We start from the raw sequence: 15,211 nt of genomic DNA, 5'->3' as shown, positions 1-15,211 counted from the left end.
GCTTACAAGGCCTTGCCCGCCCGCCCGGGTCAAGCGCCGATTGACCGGGCGGGCGTACGAGCATCGACAGACCGTACCGATCAGGCTTCGTCGAAGCTGCCCCGCCGCGGCCCCATATAGCCGAACAGATAGGCCGCCACCTTGCGCATCTGGATCTCCTCTGCGCCCTCGGTGATGCGATAGCGGCGGTGGTGGCGATAGATGTGCTCGAACGGCTTGTGCCGCGAATAGCCGATGCCGCCGTGGACCTGCATGGCGCGGTCCGCGGCTTCGCAGACCAGCCGGTTCGCCCAGTAATTGCACATCGACACCTTGTCCGAGATGGTCTTCTCGATGTCCTCGTGCGGCATGTTGTCCATGTCCCACGCGGTCTTGTAGATCAGCAGGCGCAGCATCTCGCACTGGGTCGCGAGCTCGACCAGCGGGAACTGGATCGCCTGGTTCTTGGCCAGCTCCTCGCCGAAGGGTTTGCGGGTCCGGGCATAGCGGACGCTCTGCTCGATACAGTATTGCGCCGCGCCAAGGCTGGAGGCGGCCTGGCGGATGCGGTTCTGGTGGACGAAGCTTTGTGCCAGCGCCAGCCCGCCGCCCTCGCGCCCCAGGATCGCGGAATCGGGCACCCAGACGTCATTCACCGACAGCCGCGGATGGTCGGTCGGCATGTTGAAGGTCCACATCCATTCCTCGATCTCGAGGCCGGGCGTGGGATTGGGGACGAGGAAGCAGGTTATCCCGCTGGGCTTGCCGTTGTGGCCGCTGGTCCGCGCGAACATCGCGCAATGCGTGGCGACATGCATGCCGGTGATCCACATCTTCTCGCCATCGATCCGCCAGCCGTCGACCCCGTCGCGTGTCTCGCGCACCGCGCGCGTTTCCATCCAGGTCGCGTCCGAACCGTGATCGGGTTCGGTCAGTCCGAAGGCGACACGGCGCGTGCCTTCGAACCCGCCGTTGATGAATTCCTGCTTCTGCTCTTCGGTCCCGAAAGTCTCGAACATGGCGACGAAGGGAAAATTGCCGACGATCGAATGTTCGTTCTGCAGATCGTTGTGCAGGCCCAGCCCGCGCTGCGCAAACCGGTCGCGGATCACTGCCATCCACAGGTTCGAACCGTCCTTGCCGCCGTATTTTTTCGGGGCGGAGAAGCGCCAGTGGCCAGCCTCGTCGGCCGCCTTGCGGCATTCGCGCAGCAGCTCTTCCCAGTCATGGCTGGGCAGCCCGCCGCGTTCCCAGTCGGTGCGCGCGTCTTCGCGGCGGTGGTCGAAAAAACGGATGTTGTCATCTCGGGCCACCATCGGGTCGATCGTGTTTTCGATGAAGGCTTCGAGCTCGGCGTAATAGTGCTCTAAGTCCTGCGGTATCGCGAAATCCATCAATCCTCTCCCGTCCATTTTTTCCGTGCCAGCGCCAGCATCGGGTATTTCGGGACATCGGCCCCCAGCTTGTCGAGCGCGGCGCGGCGGAGCATCGCCAGCAGTCCCGGCGTCGCCAGCGAGGCGCGGCCGTCGAGCACATCCTGCGCGAGCATGTCGTCTTCCACCTGCGTAGCCGCCGCATCATTGCGGGCGATCATCCCCAGCGCATTGCGCGCAACGGCGAGCTGGAAGCGGTCATGGCCTTCCATCCGGTCCTTCACGCTGCCGAGCCATTCGGCCACGGCAGTGGCGAGCTCGCCCGCGCTGGCTTCGCCGAGCGGTTCGGGAAGCGCATCGCGCGGCGGCATGGCGCGGGCCTGTTCGGCCTCCGGCGCATCCTCTTCGAGCAGCAGCAGCAGGTCGAGTTCCTGTTCGCTGGTCCGGCGCGAGATGACCACGCGTTCGAGCATGCGGTCATCGCCGCTGCGCCAGAAGCTCGCCATCCGCAGGCATCCAAGCGCCCACCACACCGTGCGATAGACCAGCCAGAAGCGGAACCGCCCGGCATCGACCCTGGCCCCGCTCTCCGCCTCATAGGCCGCGACATAGTCCTGCAGCGATCCCAGCCCCAATGCCGGGCGGTCGACCCGGGCAAAGCGCCACACCGCCATGCAGCCGAATGCCAGGTCCTCGTGCCGGTCGCCGAAATGCGCGAGTTCCCAGTCGAGCACGCCGGTCAGCTGCGAATCCTGCGCCAGCAAATTGCCCAGCCGGTAATCGCCATGGTTGAGCACCGGCTCCACCCGGTCGGGCATATTCTCGCGCAGCCAGCGCAGGCCCAGCGCGATGATCGGGCGGTCGCCGCCCGCTTCCTCGAACTGTTCGGCCAGGCCTTCGATACCCTCGGCGTAGTCCAGTTCAGGCACGTCTCCCGGCAGACCGGCGCGCGGGAGCGCGTGGATCCTCGCCAGATCGCGTGCCACGTCGCGCAACAACTGGCCCGGATCGTCCATCGCGAGGATCGCCCGCGGATCGGGCGTGCCGGGCAGTGCGCGCATCACGAAGCCGCTGCCGATCCCGTCGCCCGGCTGCAGGCCGACCAGCACCTCGGGCGCGGTCACGCCCGCGGCATGCGCCGCACCGATAATCGCCGCTTCGCTGTCATGACCAAAGGGGCGGCCTTCCATGAAAGCGAGGCTCGGCGCGCGGCGAAGGACGAAATCCTCTCCGCCGCTGCTGAACCGCCAACTTTCCATGGTTGCCCCACCGGTCAGCCGCCGCACCCCTTCGGGCGCCGCCATGCCGGCACGCGCCAGCGCCTTGGCCAATCCCTGCTCGAGCGCCCCCGCGCTTTCGATCTCTCCCATGGACACATCTGTGCAGACAAACGCCGCGTGGCTCAAGCCCGGACCTCCTGCGGCGTTCGAACGTTGTCCGTGCACCAATCACCAATAAGAGGAGACCATTCGATGCGCCTTCCCAGCAATGCCCATGTCGCGATCGTCGACGGCGAGAATTTCACTGTCATGCGCAATACCGGCCAGCCGCTCGAACCCAAGCTCGGCTCGGCCGAGAAACCCGATCTGTCGGCAACCAATTACAGCGCCGGGGTGAAGCATCAGGACAATGCGGGACAGCAGCTGGGACGCACCGACCTGGAAGAGCTCGCGCATGGCGCAGCGGCAACCGAATGGCTCAATGCCAAGGCGATCGCTGGCGATATCAGCGACATCCTGGTCATTGCCGACCCCAAGACGCTGGGCGAGATGCGCCGCCACTATCATGGCGAGCTCAAGAAACGGCTGGTCGGGGAAATCGACAAGACCATGACCGGCGAACCCACCGACCGGATCGAACAGGCGATTGCCAACGCATGACCTTCATCGCCCCGCACGAATATGACACCGTGCGGGGCGAAACTGTCGCGATCGAAACACTTTTCGTCGCGCCGCGCTTGTATCGCTACCGGGGATATCCGTTAAGCTTCGCCTAACCACGCAGGGTGTAAACGATCAGCATGCGAACAAACCTACTCGGAAGACTTCTGGCGATCGGGGCAATGGCCCTGGCCGCTCCCGCAGCTGCGCAAGGTACCGGGTTCGAAGCCCAGTTCGACACTGTCCTGGGCACCGATGTCCGCACGCCGCAAAGCTACGACGCCGTCTACGCAACTCCGCTCGAACAGCAGATCGCCCAGCTGGCCGATGGATCGGACGGACGCATCGGCGTCTATGCGATCGATCTGTCGACGGGGCGCGAAGTGGGCGTGCTGGCGGACCAGCGCTTCCCGATGGCGAGCACCAGCAAGGTCGCGATCGCCGCGACGTTCCTTGCGGGCGTCGATGCGAATCGGTGGAGCCTGACGAGCGAGTACCGCCTGCCGCGGCCCGGCGGTGCCTATCTGCCGGCCTACCGCCACCTCAGCCTGATGATCAGCAAGAGCTGCAACGACTGCACCGACGCGCTGCTCGCAGCGGTCGGCGGCCCGAGCGCTGTCAACAAGTGGATGAAGGATGCCGGGATCGAAGGCTTCAGCCTGTCGCGCGACATCGCCACGCTGATCCGCGAGGACGGCCGGATCGACCCCGCGTGGAGCGTCGATATCAAGGACAGCGCCACGCCGCGCGCGATGGGGCAGCTGCTTGCCGGGATCTATCAGGGCAAATGGCTGAGCGACTATTCACGCCGGGTCCTGCTCGACGCGATGGAGGAAACCACCACGGGCAAGCGGCGGATGCCCTCGGCCCTTCCGGTGAGCGCCAATCTGGCGCACAAGACCGGAACGCTGGCCCGCACCGCCAGCGATATTGGCATATTCCATACGCCCGATGGGCGCGCGATCGCGGCCGCCATCTACGTTACCGGGCAAAGCCCCTCGATGGCGGTGGAAAACGGCAGCCGCAGCCGCAAGCTCGAAGCGCGGGCCAATCGTGATGCGCGGATTTCCAGCATTACGCAGGCGCTCTACACCGGGTTCGGGCAAAGCATGAACGACGGCCGCAACTGGGCCACCGCCGATTACGGCGGCGAATAAGCTTCACGTAACGTCAGACACGAAAAAGGGCGGCGCCGCGTGGCACCGCCCTTTCTGTTCGTGAACGATAACCGTCCGCGAAGCGTGCGCGATTAGTCGGCAGCAGCTTCGGCAGTGGTTTCGTTTTCAGCAGCAGCTTCGACTTCGGCAGCAGCTTCGTCGGCTTCGGCAGTGACGTCGGCGATGGCTTCGTCGGTTTCTGCTTCGATAGCTTCCATGTTGGTTTCAGCGTCTGCAACTGCTTCGTCTGCGGTTGCTTCAGCCAAATCTTCGGTTGCTTCCGAGCAAGCGGCGAGGGTCAGGGCAGCGGCCGAAGCAGCAGCGAAAAGAGCGATCTTGCGCATAGTTCTAAATCCTTGAACAGCGAATATGAATGCGTTCGGAAGGTTTACCCCCCTCCCGCGCGAACCCCCAATTGGGGCCTCACAGTGTCTAAATAGTGGCGGAAATAGGGCACGGCAAGCGAATAAAGCCGCAGGTGCCATTTTTCGGTCATATTTCCCCCGGTGGCACGCAGCAGTGCATAGCCATGGGCAGGCCGGAAAAAGGCGCTCCCCATTGCGCCGAGCCTTCGCTAAGCCGCCAGACCATGGCTGAAACACCGCATCTCTATCTCGTCGACGGCTCGGCCTATATCTTCCGCGCCTACCATCGCCTCCCGCCGCTGACCGATCCCGAAGGGACGCCTGTCGGCGCGGTCTATGGCTACACCACCATGCTGTGGAAGCTGGCCGACGACCTGCACAAGGCCGACGGCCCGACCCATCTGGCCGTCATCCTCGACAAGTCGAGCCAGAGCTTCCGCAACGAGATCTACGATCAGTACAAGGCCAACCGCCCGCCCCCGCCCGAGGATTTGGTGCCCCAATTCCCGCTGATCCGCGATGCCACCCGCGCGTTCAGCCTGCCCTGCATCGAGGAACCCGATGTCGAGGCGGACGACATCATCGCCTCCTATGCACGCGAAGCCCAGCGCCAGGGGTGGCATGTCACAATCGTGTCTTCGGACAAGGACCTGATGCAGCTGGTCGGCGAACGCGACGGCGCGCGGATCGACATGCTCGACACGATGAAGAATGCCCGGATTTATATCGACGAGGTCGAGGAAAAATTCGGCGTCGGGCCCGACAAGGTCGGCAACGTGCTCGCGCTGATGGGCAATTCGGTCGACAATATTCCCGGCATTTTCGGCGTCGGCCCCAAGACCGCTAGCAAGCTGATTGCCGAACACGGCGGGCTTACCGCTGCGCTCGATGCGGCCGAGGGCATGAAGAAGAGCAAGCTCAAGGAGCGGCTGATCGAACACCGCGCCGATGCCGAACTCAGCCGCGTGCTGGTAACGCTGCGCGAGGATTGCAGCCTGCCCGTCACGCTAGAGGACATGAAGCTTGACGAGGTTCCGCCCGAACCGCTCGCCGCTTTCCTTGGCAAGCATGGCTTCACCAGCCTGCTCAAGCGGCTCGAGGCCGGCAATGGCAGCCCTTCGCGCGCGACCGATCTCAATCCGGCCAAGCCCGAAACCGCCGGCGCGCCGGCCAGCAGTGCGGGTAACCGCCAGCCGCTGCCCGAATTTCCCGCAGTGGATCGCAGCGCCTATGAATGCGTGCAGACGCTTGACCGGCTCGAAGAGTGGATCGCGCGGGCGATGGCGGCGCGGCTGGTCGCGGTCGATACGGAGACCAGCTCGCTCGACTGCATGCTGTGCGATCTCGTCGGGGTGAGCCTGGCGCTCGGACCCAACGATGCCTGCTATGTCCCGCTGGGCCATGGCGGCAGCGACATGTTTGCCGAGCGTCCGGAGCAGGTGGACAAGGCCGCTGCGCTCGCCGCGCTCGCGCCGCTGCTCGCCAGCGATGCCGTGGTCAAGGTGTTCCACAATGGCAAATACGATCTCAACGTGCTCGCGCGCAACGGCTTTGCCGTCGCACCTGTCGAGGACACGATGATCATGAGCTTCGATCTCGACGCCGGGCGCCAGCTCGACGGGATCGGTGGCGGCCACGGGATGGACGAGCTGGCGAGCCGCCATCTCGGCCACACCTGCCTGACCTTCAAGGAGATCTGCGGCACGGGCAAGAAGGCGATTCCCTTCGGCGAGGTCCCACTCGACAAGGCCACCGAATATGCCGCGGAAGACGCGGACGTCACCTGGCGGCTGTACAAGACGCTCAAGCCGCGGCTGGCGACCGAGGGCGGTACGCGCATCTACGAACGGGTCGACCGGCCACTGGTCCCGGTGGTGGCGCAGATGGAACGCCACGGCATCAAGGTCGACCGGACCCGGCTGGCCAAACTGTCGGAAGAATTCGCCGGCGAAATCGCCCGGCTGGAGAAGGAAATCCACCGCATCGCGGGCACCGAATTCACCGTCGGCAGCCCCAAGCAGCTGGGCGAAGTCCTGTTCGACACGCTCGGCTACAAGGGCGGCAAGAAGGGCAAGAGCGGCCAGTATTCCACCGACCAGAGCGTGCTCGAGAGGCTGTCGGGCGAAGGCGCGGAGATCGCCGGAAAGGTGCTCGAATGGCGCCAGCTCGCCAAGCTCAAGAACACCTATACCGATGCGCTGCAGCAGGCGATCAATCCCGAAACCGGGCGGGTGCACACCAGCTACAGCTTGGTCGGGGCGCAGACCGGGCGGCTGTCGTCGACCGAACCCAATCTGCAGAACATCCCCATTCGCACCGAGATCGGCCGCCAGATCCGCGAGGCTTTCGTCGCCGATGAAGGCAATGTGCTGCTGGCCGCCGACTATTCGCAGATCGAACTGCGGCTGGCCGCGCATATGGCCGATGTCCCGACGCTGAAGGAAGCCTTCGCGCAGGGCGAGGACATCCACTCGCGCACGGCGATCGAGATGTTCGGCGAGGTCAATCGCGATACGCGCGGGCGCGCCAAGACGATCAATTTCGCGATCCTCTACGGTATTTCGCGCTGGGGGCTGGCGGGCCGGCTCGGCGTCGAGGCGGACGAGGCGCAGGCGATGATCGACACCTATTTCCAGCGCTTCCCCGGGATCCAGAAATACATCGTGCGTACGCTGGAGCAGGTGCGCGAGCGCGGTTATTCGGAAACGCTCTTCGCGCGCAAAACATGGTTCCCGCGAATCGCGTCAAAGAACCAGGCGGAGCGCCAGGGGAGCGAGCGGGCGGCGATCAACGCGCCCATCCAGGGCACCAGCGCGGATATCATCAAGCGCGCCATGGTCCGCATGATGCCCGCGCTCGAGGCTGCTGGGCTGGGGCATGTCCGCATGCTGCTGCAGGTGCACGACGAACTGGTCTTCGAACTGCCCGAGGGCGACGTCGATGCCGCGTCGGCGGTGATCGAACGGGTCATGGCGGGCGCCGCCGAACCCGCGGTGAAACTGGACATTCCTCTGGGGGTCGATATCGGCACCGGGACCAGCTGGGGAGCAGCACACTGACCGAGATCGAGGAATTCGTCGCGCGCACGCGCGATCCGCGGTGGATGAATGTCGTCCTGCTCGGGGTGATTGCCGCCGCGATGTTCGCCACGCTGTTCCTGGTCTACCAGACCGTGGAAGCCGAGCGCGAACAGCGCGAGCAGGTGCGCCGGACGGTCGAGGTGCTCGAGGAACTGCGCCAGGTCAGCCGTTCCGCGATCAGCGGCGAAACCGGCCAGCGCGGCTATCTCATCACGCTCGACCGGCGGTATCTGGCGCCCTACCAGGCGGGACGCGAACAGATCGACCCGACGCTTGATCGCATCCGCGAACTGATCGGCGAGGACGCGACCGCGCGGCAGACCGAACTGATCGACAAGATCGATGCGCTGGCCCGCGCCAAGTTCGACGAAATGGCGACCGGGGTCGAATTGCTCGAGAACGGACGGCTGCTCGATGCACGGCGCGCAATTCTCACCGACGAGGGAGTCGAGACGATGGAACGGCTCGACCGCGCCATCGCCGAACTGGAGGATATCGAGAACGAGACGCTGGCCGCCTACAGCGCCGACGCCGCGCGTACCAATGCCCGCGTTCTCCCGCTGCTGGGCGCGCTGCTGGTGTTCCTCATCATCGCCATGTTCGCCGGCGCGCGGCTGGTCGGGCGCGCGGCACGCGCCGAAGCCGAAGCGGCGCAGGCCGCGGTAGTCAGCGAGGCGCGCGACCGCGCCGACCTGCTGGCGCGCGAACTCAACCACCGGGTGAAGAACCTTTTCGCGGTGGTGCTGGCGATCGTCCAGATGAGCGCCCGCGACAAGCCCGAGGCGAAGGAGGTCACCAACAGCATCGCGCAGCGGATCCGCGCGTTGCTCACCGCGCATGAAGTCAGCCAGGGCGAGCTCGAACGCCCGGTGGCCTCGCTGCGCGCGCTGGTCGAGACCTCGCTGGCGCCCTACCGGTCGAGCAACCACCCGGCCGAAATCGACGGGCCCGAAATCATGCTGCCCGCCAAGCGCGTGACCCCCCTCGGCCTGGTGCTGCACGAGCTGACCACCAATGCGGTCAAATACGGCGCCTGGAAGGACGAAGGCACGGTCCACGTCAGCTGGAGCGAACAGGACGGGACGGTCAGGCTGGAGTGGCGCGAAACCGGCGCGCAACTGGGCGATGCACCCGAGCACACCGGCTTCGGCAGTCTGCTGATGACCAGCGCCGCGCGCCAGTTCGGTGGCACGTTCGAGCGCAAGTTCACCCCCGACGGGCTGATCGTCACGATCGAGCTTCCCGCCGGTGACTGATCTTGCCATCGGCGGCCCGCGCCCATACCGCCTGAGCCGATGCTAGAGCGCTACGATCCCCGCAATTGGCCGATCTCCTACGACGGCGTGATCCACACGCTGATCGTGCTCGGCAGCGCGGTCGCGCTGGCCCTGCTGGCGCACTGGATCGTCTTCGCCCTGCTCCGGCGCGTGACGCGCAGTTCCGAAAGCGCGCTAGACGATGTGGTGGTCGAAGCGGTGCGCAAGCCGCTGCGCTGGGCGGCGATCGCCTTCGCCATCGCTGCGGCGGCCGAAAACGATGCGCTGGTCGGGCGCGGCTGGGACCTTCTGGCCCGCTTCCTGGTGCCCGCGGTGATCGGGTGGGTGGCCTATGCCATGGTCCGCGGCCTCGCGCGGGGCTACGAAGCACAGGTCGGCGCGGCGAGCGATCCGGTGGCGCAGCGCGGCCGCCTAACGCGGATCGCGATCCTGGCGCGGACGGTGAAGGTGGGAATCATCATCGTCACCGTTTCGCTGATCATGCTCAACATCCCCGGTGTCCGCGATGTCGGCACCACGATGCTGGCCTCGGCGGGTCTCGCCGCGCTGGCAGTGGGCGCCGCCGCACAGCCCGCGCTCAAATCGCTGATCGCCGGGCTGCAAATGGCGCTGACCCAGCCGCTGCGGATCGGCGATCTGGTAAAGGTCGACGACCAGGCCGGTCGGGTGGAGGAAATCCGCATGAGCTTCGTCACCGTCCGCACCTGGGACGAGCGCGTGCTGGTCGTGCCCACCACTCGGTTCCTCGACGAAAGCTTCGAGAACTGGTCGCGCGTCGACGAGAAGCTGACCGGACCGGTGATGCTGCATCTCGACCCGATCACCGATGTCGAACCGATCCGCAGCGAATTCGAACGCTATGTCTCGGCGCATGAGCTGTGGGACGGGCGCAATCTGCAATTGCTGATGACCGACGCCTATCCCGAGAGCATCGAACTGCGCCTGTCGATGAGCGCCGAGACGATCGGCGACTTGTGGGCCCTGCGCTGCGGCGTGCGCGAACACATGCTGGCCTGGATCAAGCAGAACCAGCCCGATGCGCTGATCCGCCACCGGCTCGAAGTGCCCGGCGGGCATCTCAAGGCCGCCGAGCCGAACACACCGTAAGCCGCGCTCACCGGCAGGTCGCTGCAGGCACCTGCGGCCGGCCGGTAGCGATCAGCCGGTGGTGTCCGGCCCGTGCTTTTCGTCGCGCGTGCTTTCGACCATGCCTTCGTAGAGGAACCCGATCGGTCGCACCTCGGCCGCGCGCTTCTTCAGCTCGCCGCGCATCTTCTTGTATTCCGTTTCCATCTTCGGGGTAACCGTCGCGCGGCTATCCTTCAGCGCTTCTGCGAAATCGAGCGCGGCGACCTCCTCCACATCGCCGCCGACGCGGCGCAGGGCATTGAGGCCGGCGCGGCGGACGACATCTTCGAGGTCCGCGCCCGTGAACCGCACGGTCTTGGCGGCGACCGCCGCGAGATCGACATCGGCGGCCATCGGCATGTCCTTGGCATGGATCTTGAGGATCTGTTCGCGTCCCGGCTGGTCGGGCGTCCCGACATAAACCAGTTCGTCGAACCGGCCCGGGCGCAGCAGCGCGGGATCGACCAGCGTGGGGCGGTTGGTCGCGCCGATGACGACGACCGACTGCAATTCCTCGAGCCCGTCCATTTCGGCCAGGATGGTGTTCACCACGCGGCCGGTGACCTGCGGTTCGCCCTGCCCGCTGCCACGTGCGGGCACCAGGCTGTCGATCTCGTCGATGAAGACGACGCAGGGCGCGACTGCGCGGGCCCGCTTGAACATGCGTGCGATCTGCTGTTCGCTTTCGCCATACCATTTGGACAGCAGGTCCGAGCTTTTCATCGAGATGAAGTTCGCCTTGGCTTCCTTGGCGACGGCCTTGGCCAGCAGCGTCTTGCCGGTGCCCGGCGGACCATAGAGCAAGAAGCCCTTCGCGGGCCGGATCCCGAGACGATGGAACGCCTCGGGGTTCTTCATCGGCAGCTCGATGCCTTCCTTGAGCTTTTCGATCGCGTCGCCCACGCCGCCGATATCGGACCAGCCGACCCGGGGCACCTGCACCATGACTTCGCGCATGGCGGAAGGCTGGATGCGCTTCAGCGCCGAGAGGAAGTCTTCGCGTCCGACATAGAGTTCGTCGAGCACTTCGGGCGGAATCGTCCGCTCGTCGAGATCGATCTTCGGCATGATCCGGCGTACCGCATCGATCGCGGCCTCGCGCGCGAGCGCGGCGATATCCGCACCGACGAAGCCGTAAGTGGCGCGCGCCAGCTCGGCGAGGTCGACCTTGTCGCCCAGGGGCATGCCGCGGGTGTGGATGCCGAGGATTTCGCGCCGCCCCTGTTCGTCGGGCACGCCGATCACGATTTCGCGGTCGAAGCGGCCCGGCCGGCGCAGCGCCTCGTCGATCGCGTCGGGGCGATTGGTTGCGGCAATCACGACGAGGTTCGAACGCGCCTCGAGCCCGTCCATCAGAGTCAGCAGCTGCGCGACGAGGCGCTTCTCCGCCTCGCCGGGGACGCGGTCGCGCTTGGGCGCAATCGAATCGATCTCGTCGATGAAAACGATGGCAGGCGCGTCCTTGGTCGCCTGCTCGAACACTTCGCGCAGCGCCTTCTCGCTCTCGCCATAGCCCGATCCCATGATCTCGGGGCCATTGATGGTGAAGAAATTGGCATCGCTTTCATTGGCGACCGCCTGCGCCAGCCGCGTCTTGCCCGTTCCCGGAGGACCGTGCAGCAGCACGCCCTTGGGTGGATCGACGCCGAGACGGGTGAACAATTCGGGATAGCGCAGCGGCAATTCGACCATCTCGCGCAATTGCTGGATGGTGTCTTCCATCCCCCCGACATCGTCGTAATTGACCACCGCGCGGGCATCGCGGGGCGCTTCGAACTCGGCGCGCAGCTCGACTTCGGTGTTTTCGTCGATATGGACGATGCCCTTTGGGCTGGTGGACACCACGCTGAGCCGGATCTGGGTGAGCGCATAGGCCGGGGCATTGAACATCCGGCGCACTTCGGGGGGCATATCCTGGACGGGCTGCTGCCCGGTCGTGGCGACGAGATCGCCCGCGACGAGCGGCTTGCGGAAGAAATTGCGCTTGAGCGCCTGCGCCGGACCCTGCAGCCGCATCTCGCGCTGCGCGGGCGCGAATACGACACGCGTGGCCGGGCGCGATTCGGCAACCGAGACATTCACATGTTCGCCCGAGCCGGCTTCCGCATTGCCGCGCTGAAGCCCGTCGAGCCGGACGACGTCGATGGTCTGGTCTTCGTCATAGGCCGCCATCGCGACCGCCGCGGTCGTGCGCTTGCCGGTGATTTCCACCACATCGCCTTCGGTGATGCCCAGCGCCTGAAAGGCCGATCGCGGCATGCGGGCGATACCCTGCCCGCTTTCCTCCTGCCGTGCCGCTGCCACTTGCAGCCTTACCTTCGTCGTGTCTTCCGTCGTTGCAGCGTCAGCATCGGCCATGTGAGCTGGGCTCCCGTTCCTGTTGGTCGTACAGCCCAAGGTGGGGCCGGTTCGTACCGATGCAATGAGCGGGTGCGGACAGAAGGTCCCGCAGGCAAGAAAAAAGCCCGGCTGGCGAACCAACCGGGCTTGGAAGTCTTGGGAGAGGATGCCTGAAAGGCACGAGCAGATATGCGTGGCCGCCCACTTTTGTGCAAGTGCGAAAAGAACAAGTTTTGTTGCAAAATCCGCAAACAGTCGATGCAAGGAACTGCAACCTCTTGATTTTATGTCCGGCATCCTCGGCTGATGAGAGCCGCCGATATTGCGCTGCACAAAATTCGGCGGTTTTCTGGCGTAGTCGGCAGCGGCGAAATCGGGGCATGACCGGGTCTCCGCTGGAATGGCGGCGCTGCACGCTCTAATCGTGCGAGCCGGATGGATTGCCGACGCCCGCTATGGCAGAGAGCCGCGTCCGCACCATCAGCCGTCGCTCTGGAGATTGCCTCATGACCCGTTTCCTCCTGCTCGCCGCCGGGGCGCTTGCCTTGGGCGGCTGTTCCGCTGCCGGCCCCCGCCCCTCGGCGGCCAGCGCGCCGGTGAATGCTGGCGAAGACCGGCCCGCACCCGATACCATGCGCTGGCTCTACGGCTCGGGCGAAGCGGCCGCAGCCTCGATCCAGACCTGGCGACAAATCGCCGATCACGCCATCGCAGTCGCGCGCCGGCCCGGGATTCCGCAATCGGTTCCGCAGGGCCTGCCGGACGCGGCGGGCGGCATAGGCACGCCGTCATGCGAAACGGATGACGGCGGCATCAAGCCGCTTGCCGCCGTGTTCGATGTCGACGAGACCGTCCTGCTCAACACCGGCTACGAATACTGGCAGGCGCTGAGCGGCAAGCCGTTCGATCCCGCCGAATGGGCACAATGGTCGGCCGAGGGCGCGGGGATCGCACAGCCCGTTCCCGGCGCGGTCACCGGCCTGCGCCGCCTGCGCGACGCGGGCATCACGGTGATCTTCAACACCAATCGCAATACGCAGAATGCGGCAGGCACGGTGGCGGCGCTGGAAGCCGCCGGCGCGGGGCCGGCCGTGCATCTCGAAACGCTGTTCCTGCGCGGCGACGATGCCATGGGCGGGCGCAAGGACGGCCGCCGCGCGCGGATCGCGCAGAGCTATTGCGTCATTGCGATGGCGGGCGACAATCTCGGAGACTTCGCCGATGTCTTCAACGCGGACGAAAGCGCCATCGCAGCGCGCCGGGCAATGGTGGCGCGGGGCACCTATGCGCAGCTGTGGGGCAATGGCTGGTTCCTGATGCCCAACCCGGTCTATGGCGCATGGCAGGAAGGTACGCTGGACGAGGTGTTCCCCCCCGACGCGCGCTGGCAGCCTGCGGCAAGCGACATCGCGCAATGAGGGCACCGCGCTAGACATCGCTTGCACCGCACCGGCTTGGGCATAGGGTGGCCGCGGAAGAGGAGACACCCATGACCATGAACCGCGTCTGCGCCCTGACCGGCGCCGAATTCCCGCTGTTCGCCTTCAGCCACTGCCGCGATGTCGTCGCCGCGGTCAGCAAGGCGGGCGGCTTCGGCGTCCTCGGCGCCACCCGTTTTACCCCCGAACAGCTCGAAGAGGAGCTCGACTGGATCGATGCCCATGTCGATGGCGCGCCCTATGGCGTCGATGTGCTGGTGCCCGAGGTGGTCGATCCGGCAGTCCGCACGCTGGCGGACAACCGGAGCCGCGCGCAGGCCATCGATCCGGCCTATCAGGGTTTCGTCAATTCGGTGCTGGGCGATTACGGCATCGCCCCCGAGCCCGAACTCAAGATCCTGCCCGAACGCATGGGCATCACGCCCGAAAACGGCCTCGCCTTGATGGAGGTCGCCTTTCGCCATCCGATCAGGCTGATCGCCAATGCGCTGGGTATCGCGCCTGCTGCCATGATTGCCGAAGGGAAGCGGCGCGGCGTCCCCGTGGCGGCGCTGGTCGGGGCGAAAGAACACGCCATCCGGCAGGCCGAGGCGGGCGTCGACATCATCGTCGCGCAGGGCACCGAGGCCGGCGGGCATTGCGGCGAAGTGTCGACCCTGGTGCTGATCCCCGAAGTCGTGCGGGAACTGGCGCGGCGCGGGCACGATATCCCGGTGCTTGCCGCGGGCGGGATCATGACCGGCGGACAGATGGCGGGAATGATGGCGGCGGGCGCGCAGGGCGCGTGGACCGGATCGGTCTGGCTGGCGACGCCCGAGGCCGAGACCAGCGAAGCGTTCCGCGACAAGATGGTCGCCGCGCGCAGCCGCGATACCGTCCGCTCGCGCAGCCGCACGGGCAAGCCTGCACGCCAGCTGAAAACGCCGTGGCATGCGGCATGGGAAGATCCGCAGGGCCCGGGGACGCTGCCCATGCCGCTGATGGGCATGGTCTCCGAACCCGCCTTCGCGCGGATCGAACGCGAGGCCGCTGCGGGCAATGACAATGCGCGCGAACTGGTCAGCTACTTCGTCGGCCAGGGCGTCGGGCTGGTCGAACAGGTACGCTCGAGCCGCCAGGTGGTGCAGGACTTCCGCGAGGAATTCCTCGAGGCGGCAAGCGGCCTGGCAGCAGCTGCGGGCATCGAGTGACTT

Annotated in this window: 11 protein-coding genes; 7 read left to right on the top strand and 4 right to left on the bottom strand. The window is 65.9% G+C overall.

Annotated features, from left to right (window positions below):
- Positions 1-80 precede the first annotated feature (80 nt).
- Complete coding sequence (locus tag SJY12_RS11425) at positions 81-1,373, bottom strand: acyl-CoA dehydrogenase family protein (protein WP_230833928.1); 1,293 nt, start codon at positions 1,371-1,373, stop codon at positions 81-83.
- A complete protein-coding gene (locus SJY12_RS11420; protein WP_397505411.1) occupies positions 1,373-2,722 on the bottom strand; it encodes a phosphotransferase in 1,350 nt (449 codons plus the stop codon). The genes SJY12_RS11425 and SJY12_RS11420 overlap by 1 nt, the downstream gene beginning before the upstream one ends.
- Before the next feature lie 102 nt (positions 2,723-2,824).
- Here SJY12_RS11420 and SJY12_RS11415 point away from each other — a divergent pair, with 102 nt between their 5' ends.
- Positions 2,825-3,232 carry a host attachment protein gene (locus tag SJY12_RS11415; RefSeq protein ID WP_050601737.1) on the top strand — a complete coding sequence of 136 codons (408 nt, stop codon included), beginning with the start codon at positions 2,825-2,827 and terminating at the stop codon, positions 3,230-3,232.
- Between the two features lie 182 nt (positions 3,233-3,414).
- Entirely contained in the window at positions 3,415-4,389 is a 975-nt protein-coding gene (locus SJY12_RS11410) for a serine hydrolase (protein WP_307020024.1), read from the top strand.
- A gap of 92 nt (positions 4,390-4,481) precedes the next feature.
- On the opposite strand, the gene SJY12_RS11405 is transcribed toward SJY12_RS11410, so the two are convergent.
- Positions 4,482-4,733: a hypothetical protein gene (locus SJY12_RS11405; RefSeq protein ID WP_397505410.1), complete on the bottom strand. Its 252-nt coding sequence runs from the start codon at positions 4,731-4,733 to the stop codon at positions 4,482-4,484.
- Positions 4,734-4,978: 245 nt separating this feature from the next.
- Between SJY12_RS11405 and polA the strand changes: the two genes are divergently transcribed.
- From polA to SJY12_RS11390, 3 genes are read left to right on the top strand one after another with little or no spacing between them, the layout of a single operon-like run.
- Positions 4,979-7,813 (top strand): DNA polymerase I, encoded by a 2,835-nt coding sequence (gene polA / locus SJY12_RS11400; protein ID WP_397505409.1) that lies wholly within the window; start codon positions 4,979-4,981, stop codon positions 7,811-7,813.
- Positions 7,814-7,857: 44 nt separating this feature from the next.
- Entirely contained in the window at positions 7,858-9,090 is a 1,233-nt protein-coding gene (locus SJY12_RS11395) for a CHASE3 domain-containing protein (RefSeq protein ID WP_348347281.1), read from the top strand.
- 39 nt (positions 9,091-9,129) lie between these two features.
- Positions 9,130-10,218 carry a mechanosensitive ion channel family protein gene (locus tag SJY12_RS11390; RefSeq protein WP_397505408.1) on the top strand — a complete coding sequence of 363 codons (1,089 nt, stop codon included), beginning with the start codon at positions 9,130-9,132 and terminating at the stop codon, positions 10,216-10,218.
- Positions 10,219-10,269: 51 nt separating this feature from the next.
- Here the strand turns inward: SJY12_RS11390 and SJY12_RS11385 are convergent, their stop codons facing one another.
- Positions 10,270-12,597 (bottom strand): CDC48 family AAA ATPase, encoded by a 2,328-nt coding sequence (locus tag SJY12_RS11385; RefSeq protein WP_341859045.1) that lies wholly within the window; start codon positions 12,595-12,597, stop codon positions 10,270-10,272.
- A 488-nt stretch (positions 12,598-13,085) separates the two neighbouring features.
- On the opposite strand from SJY12_RS11385, the gene SJY12_RS11380 reads away from it, so the two are divergent.
- Positions 13,086-13,997, top strand: a complete 912-nt coding sequence (locus SJY12_RS11380) for a 5'-nucleotidase, lipoprotein e(P4) family (protein WP_397505407.1) — start codon at positions 13,086-13,088, stop codon at positions 13,995-13,997.
- Positions 13,998-14,068: 71 nt separating this feature from the next.
- Entirely contained in the window at positions 14,069-15,208 is a 1,140-nt protein-coding gene (locus SJY12_RS11375) for a nitronate monooxygenase (protein WP_348347272.1), read from the top strand.
- Positions 15,209-15,211 lie beyond the last annotated feature (3 nt).

The organism is Qipengyuania sp. R86523, assembly GCF_044596365.1.
Lineage (GTDB): Bacteria > Pseudomonadota > Alphaproteobacteria > Sphingomonadales > Sphingomonadaceae > Qipengyuania > Qipengyuania citrea.
This window is presented reverse-complemented; position numbering and strand designations above follow the sequence as displayed.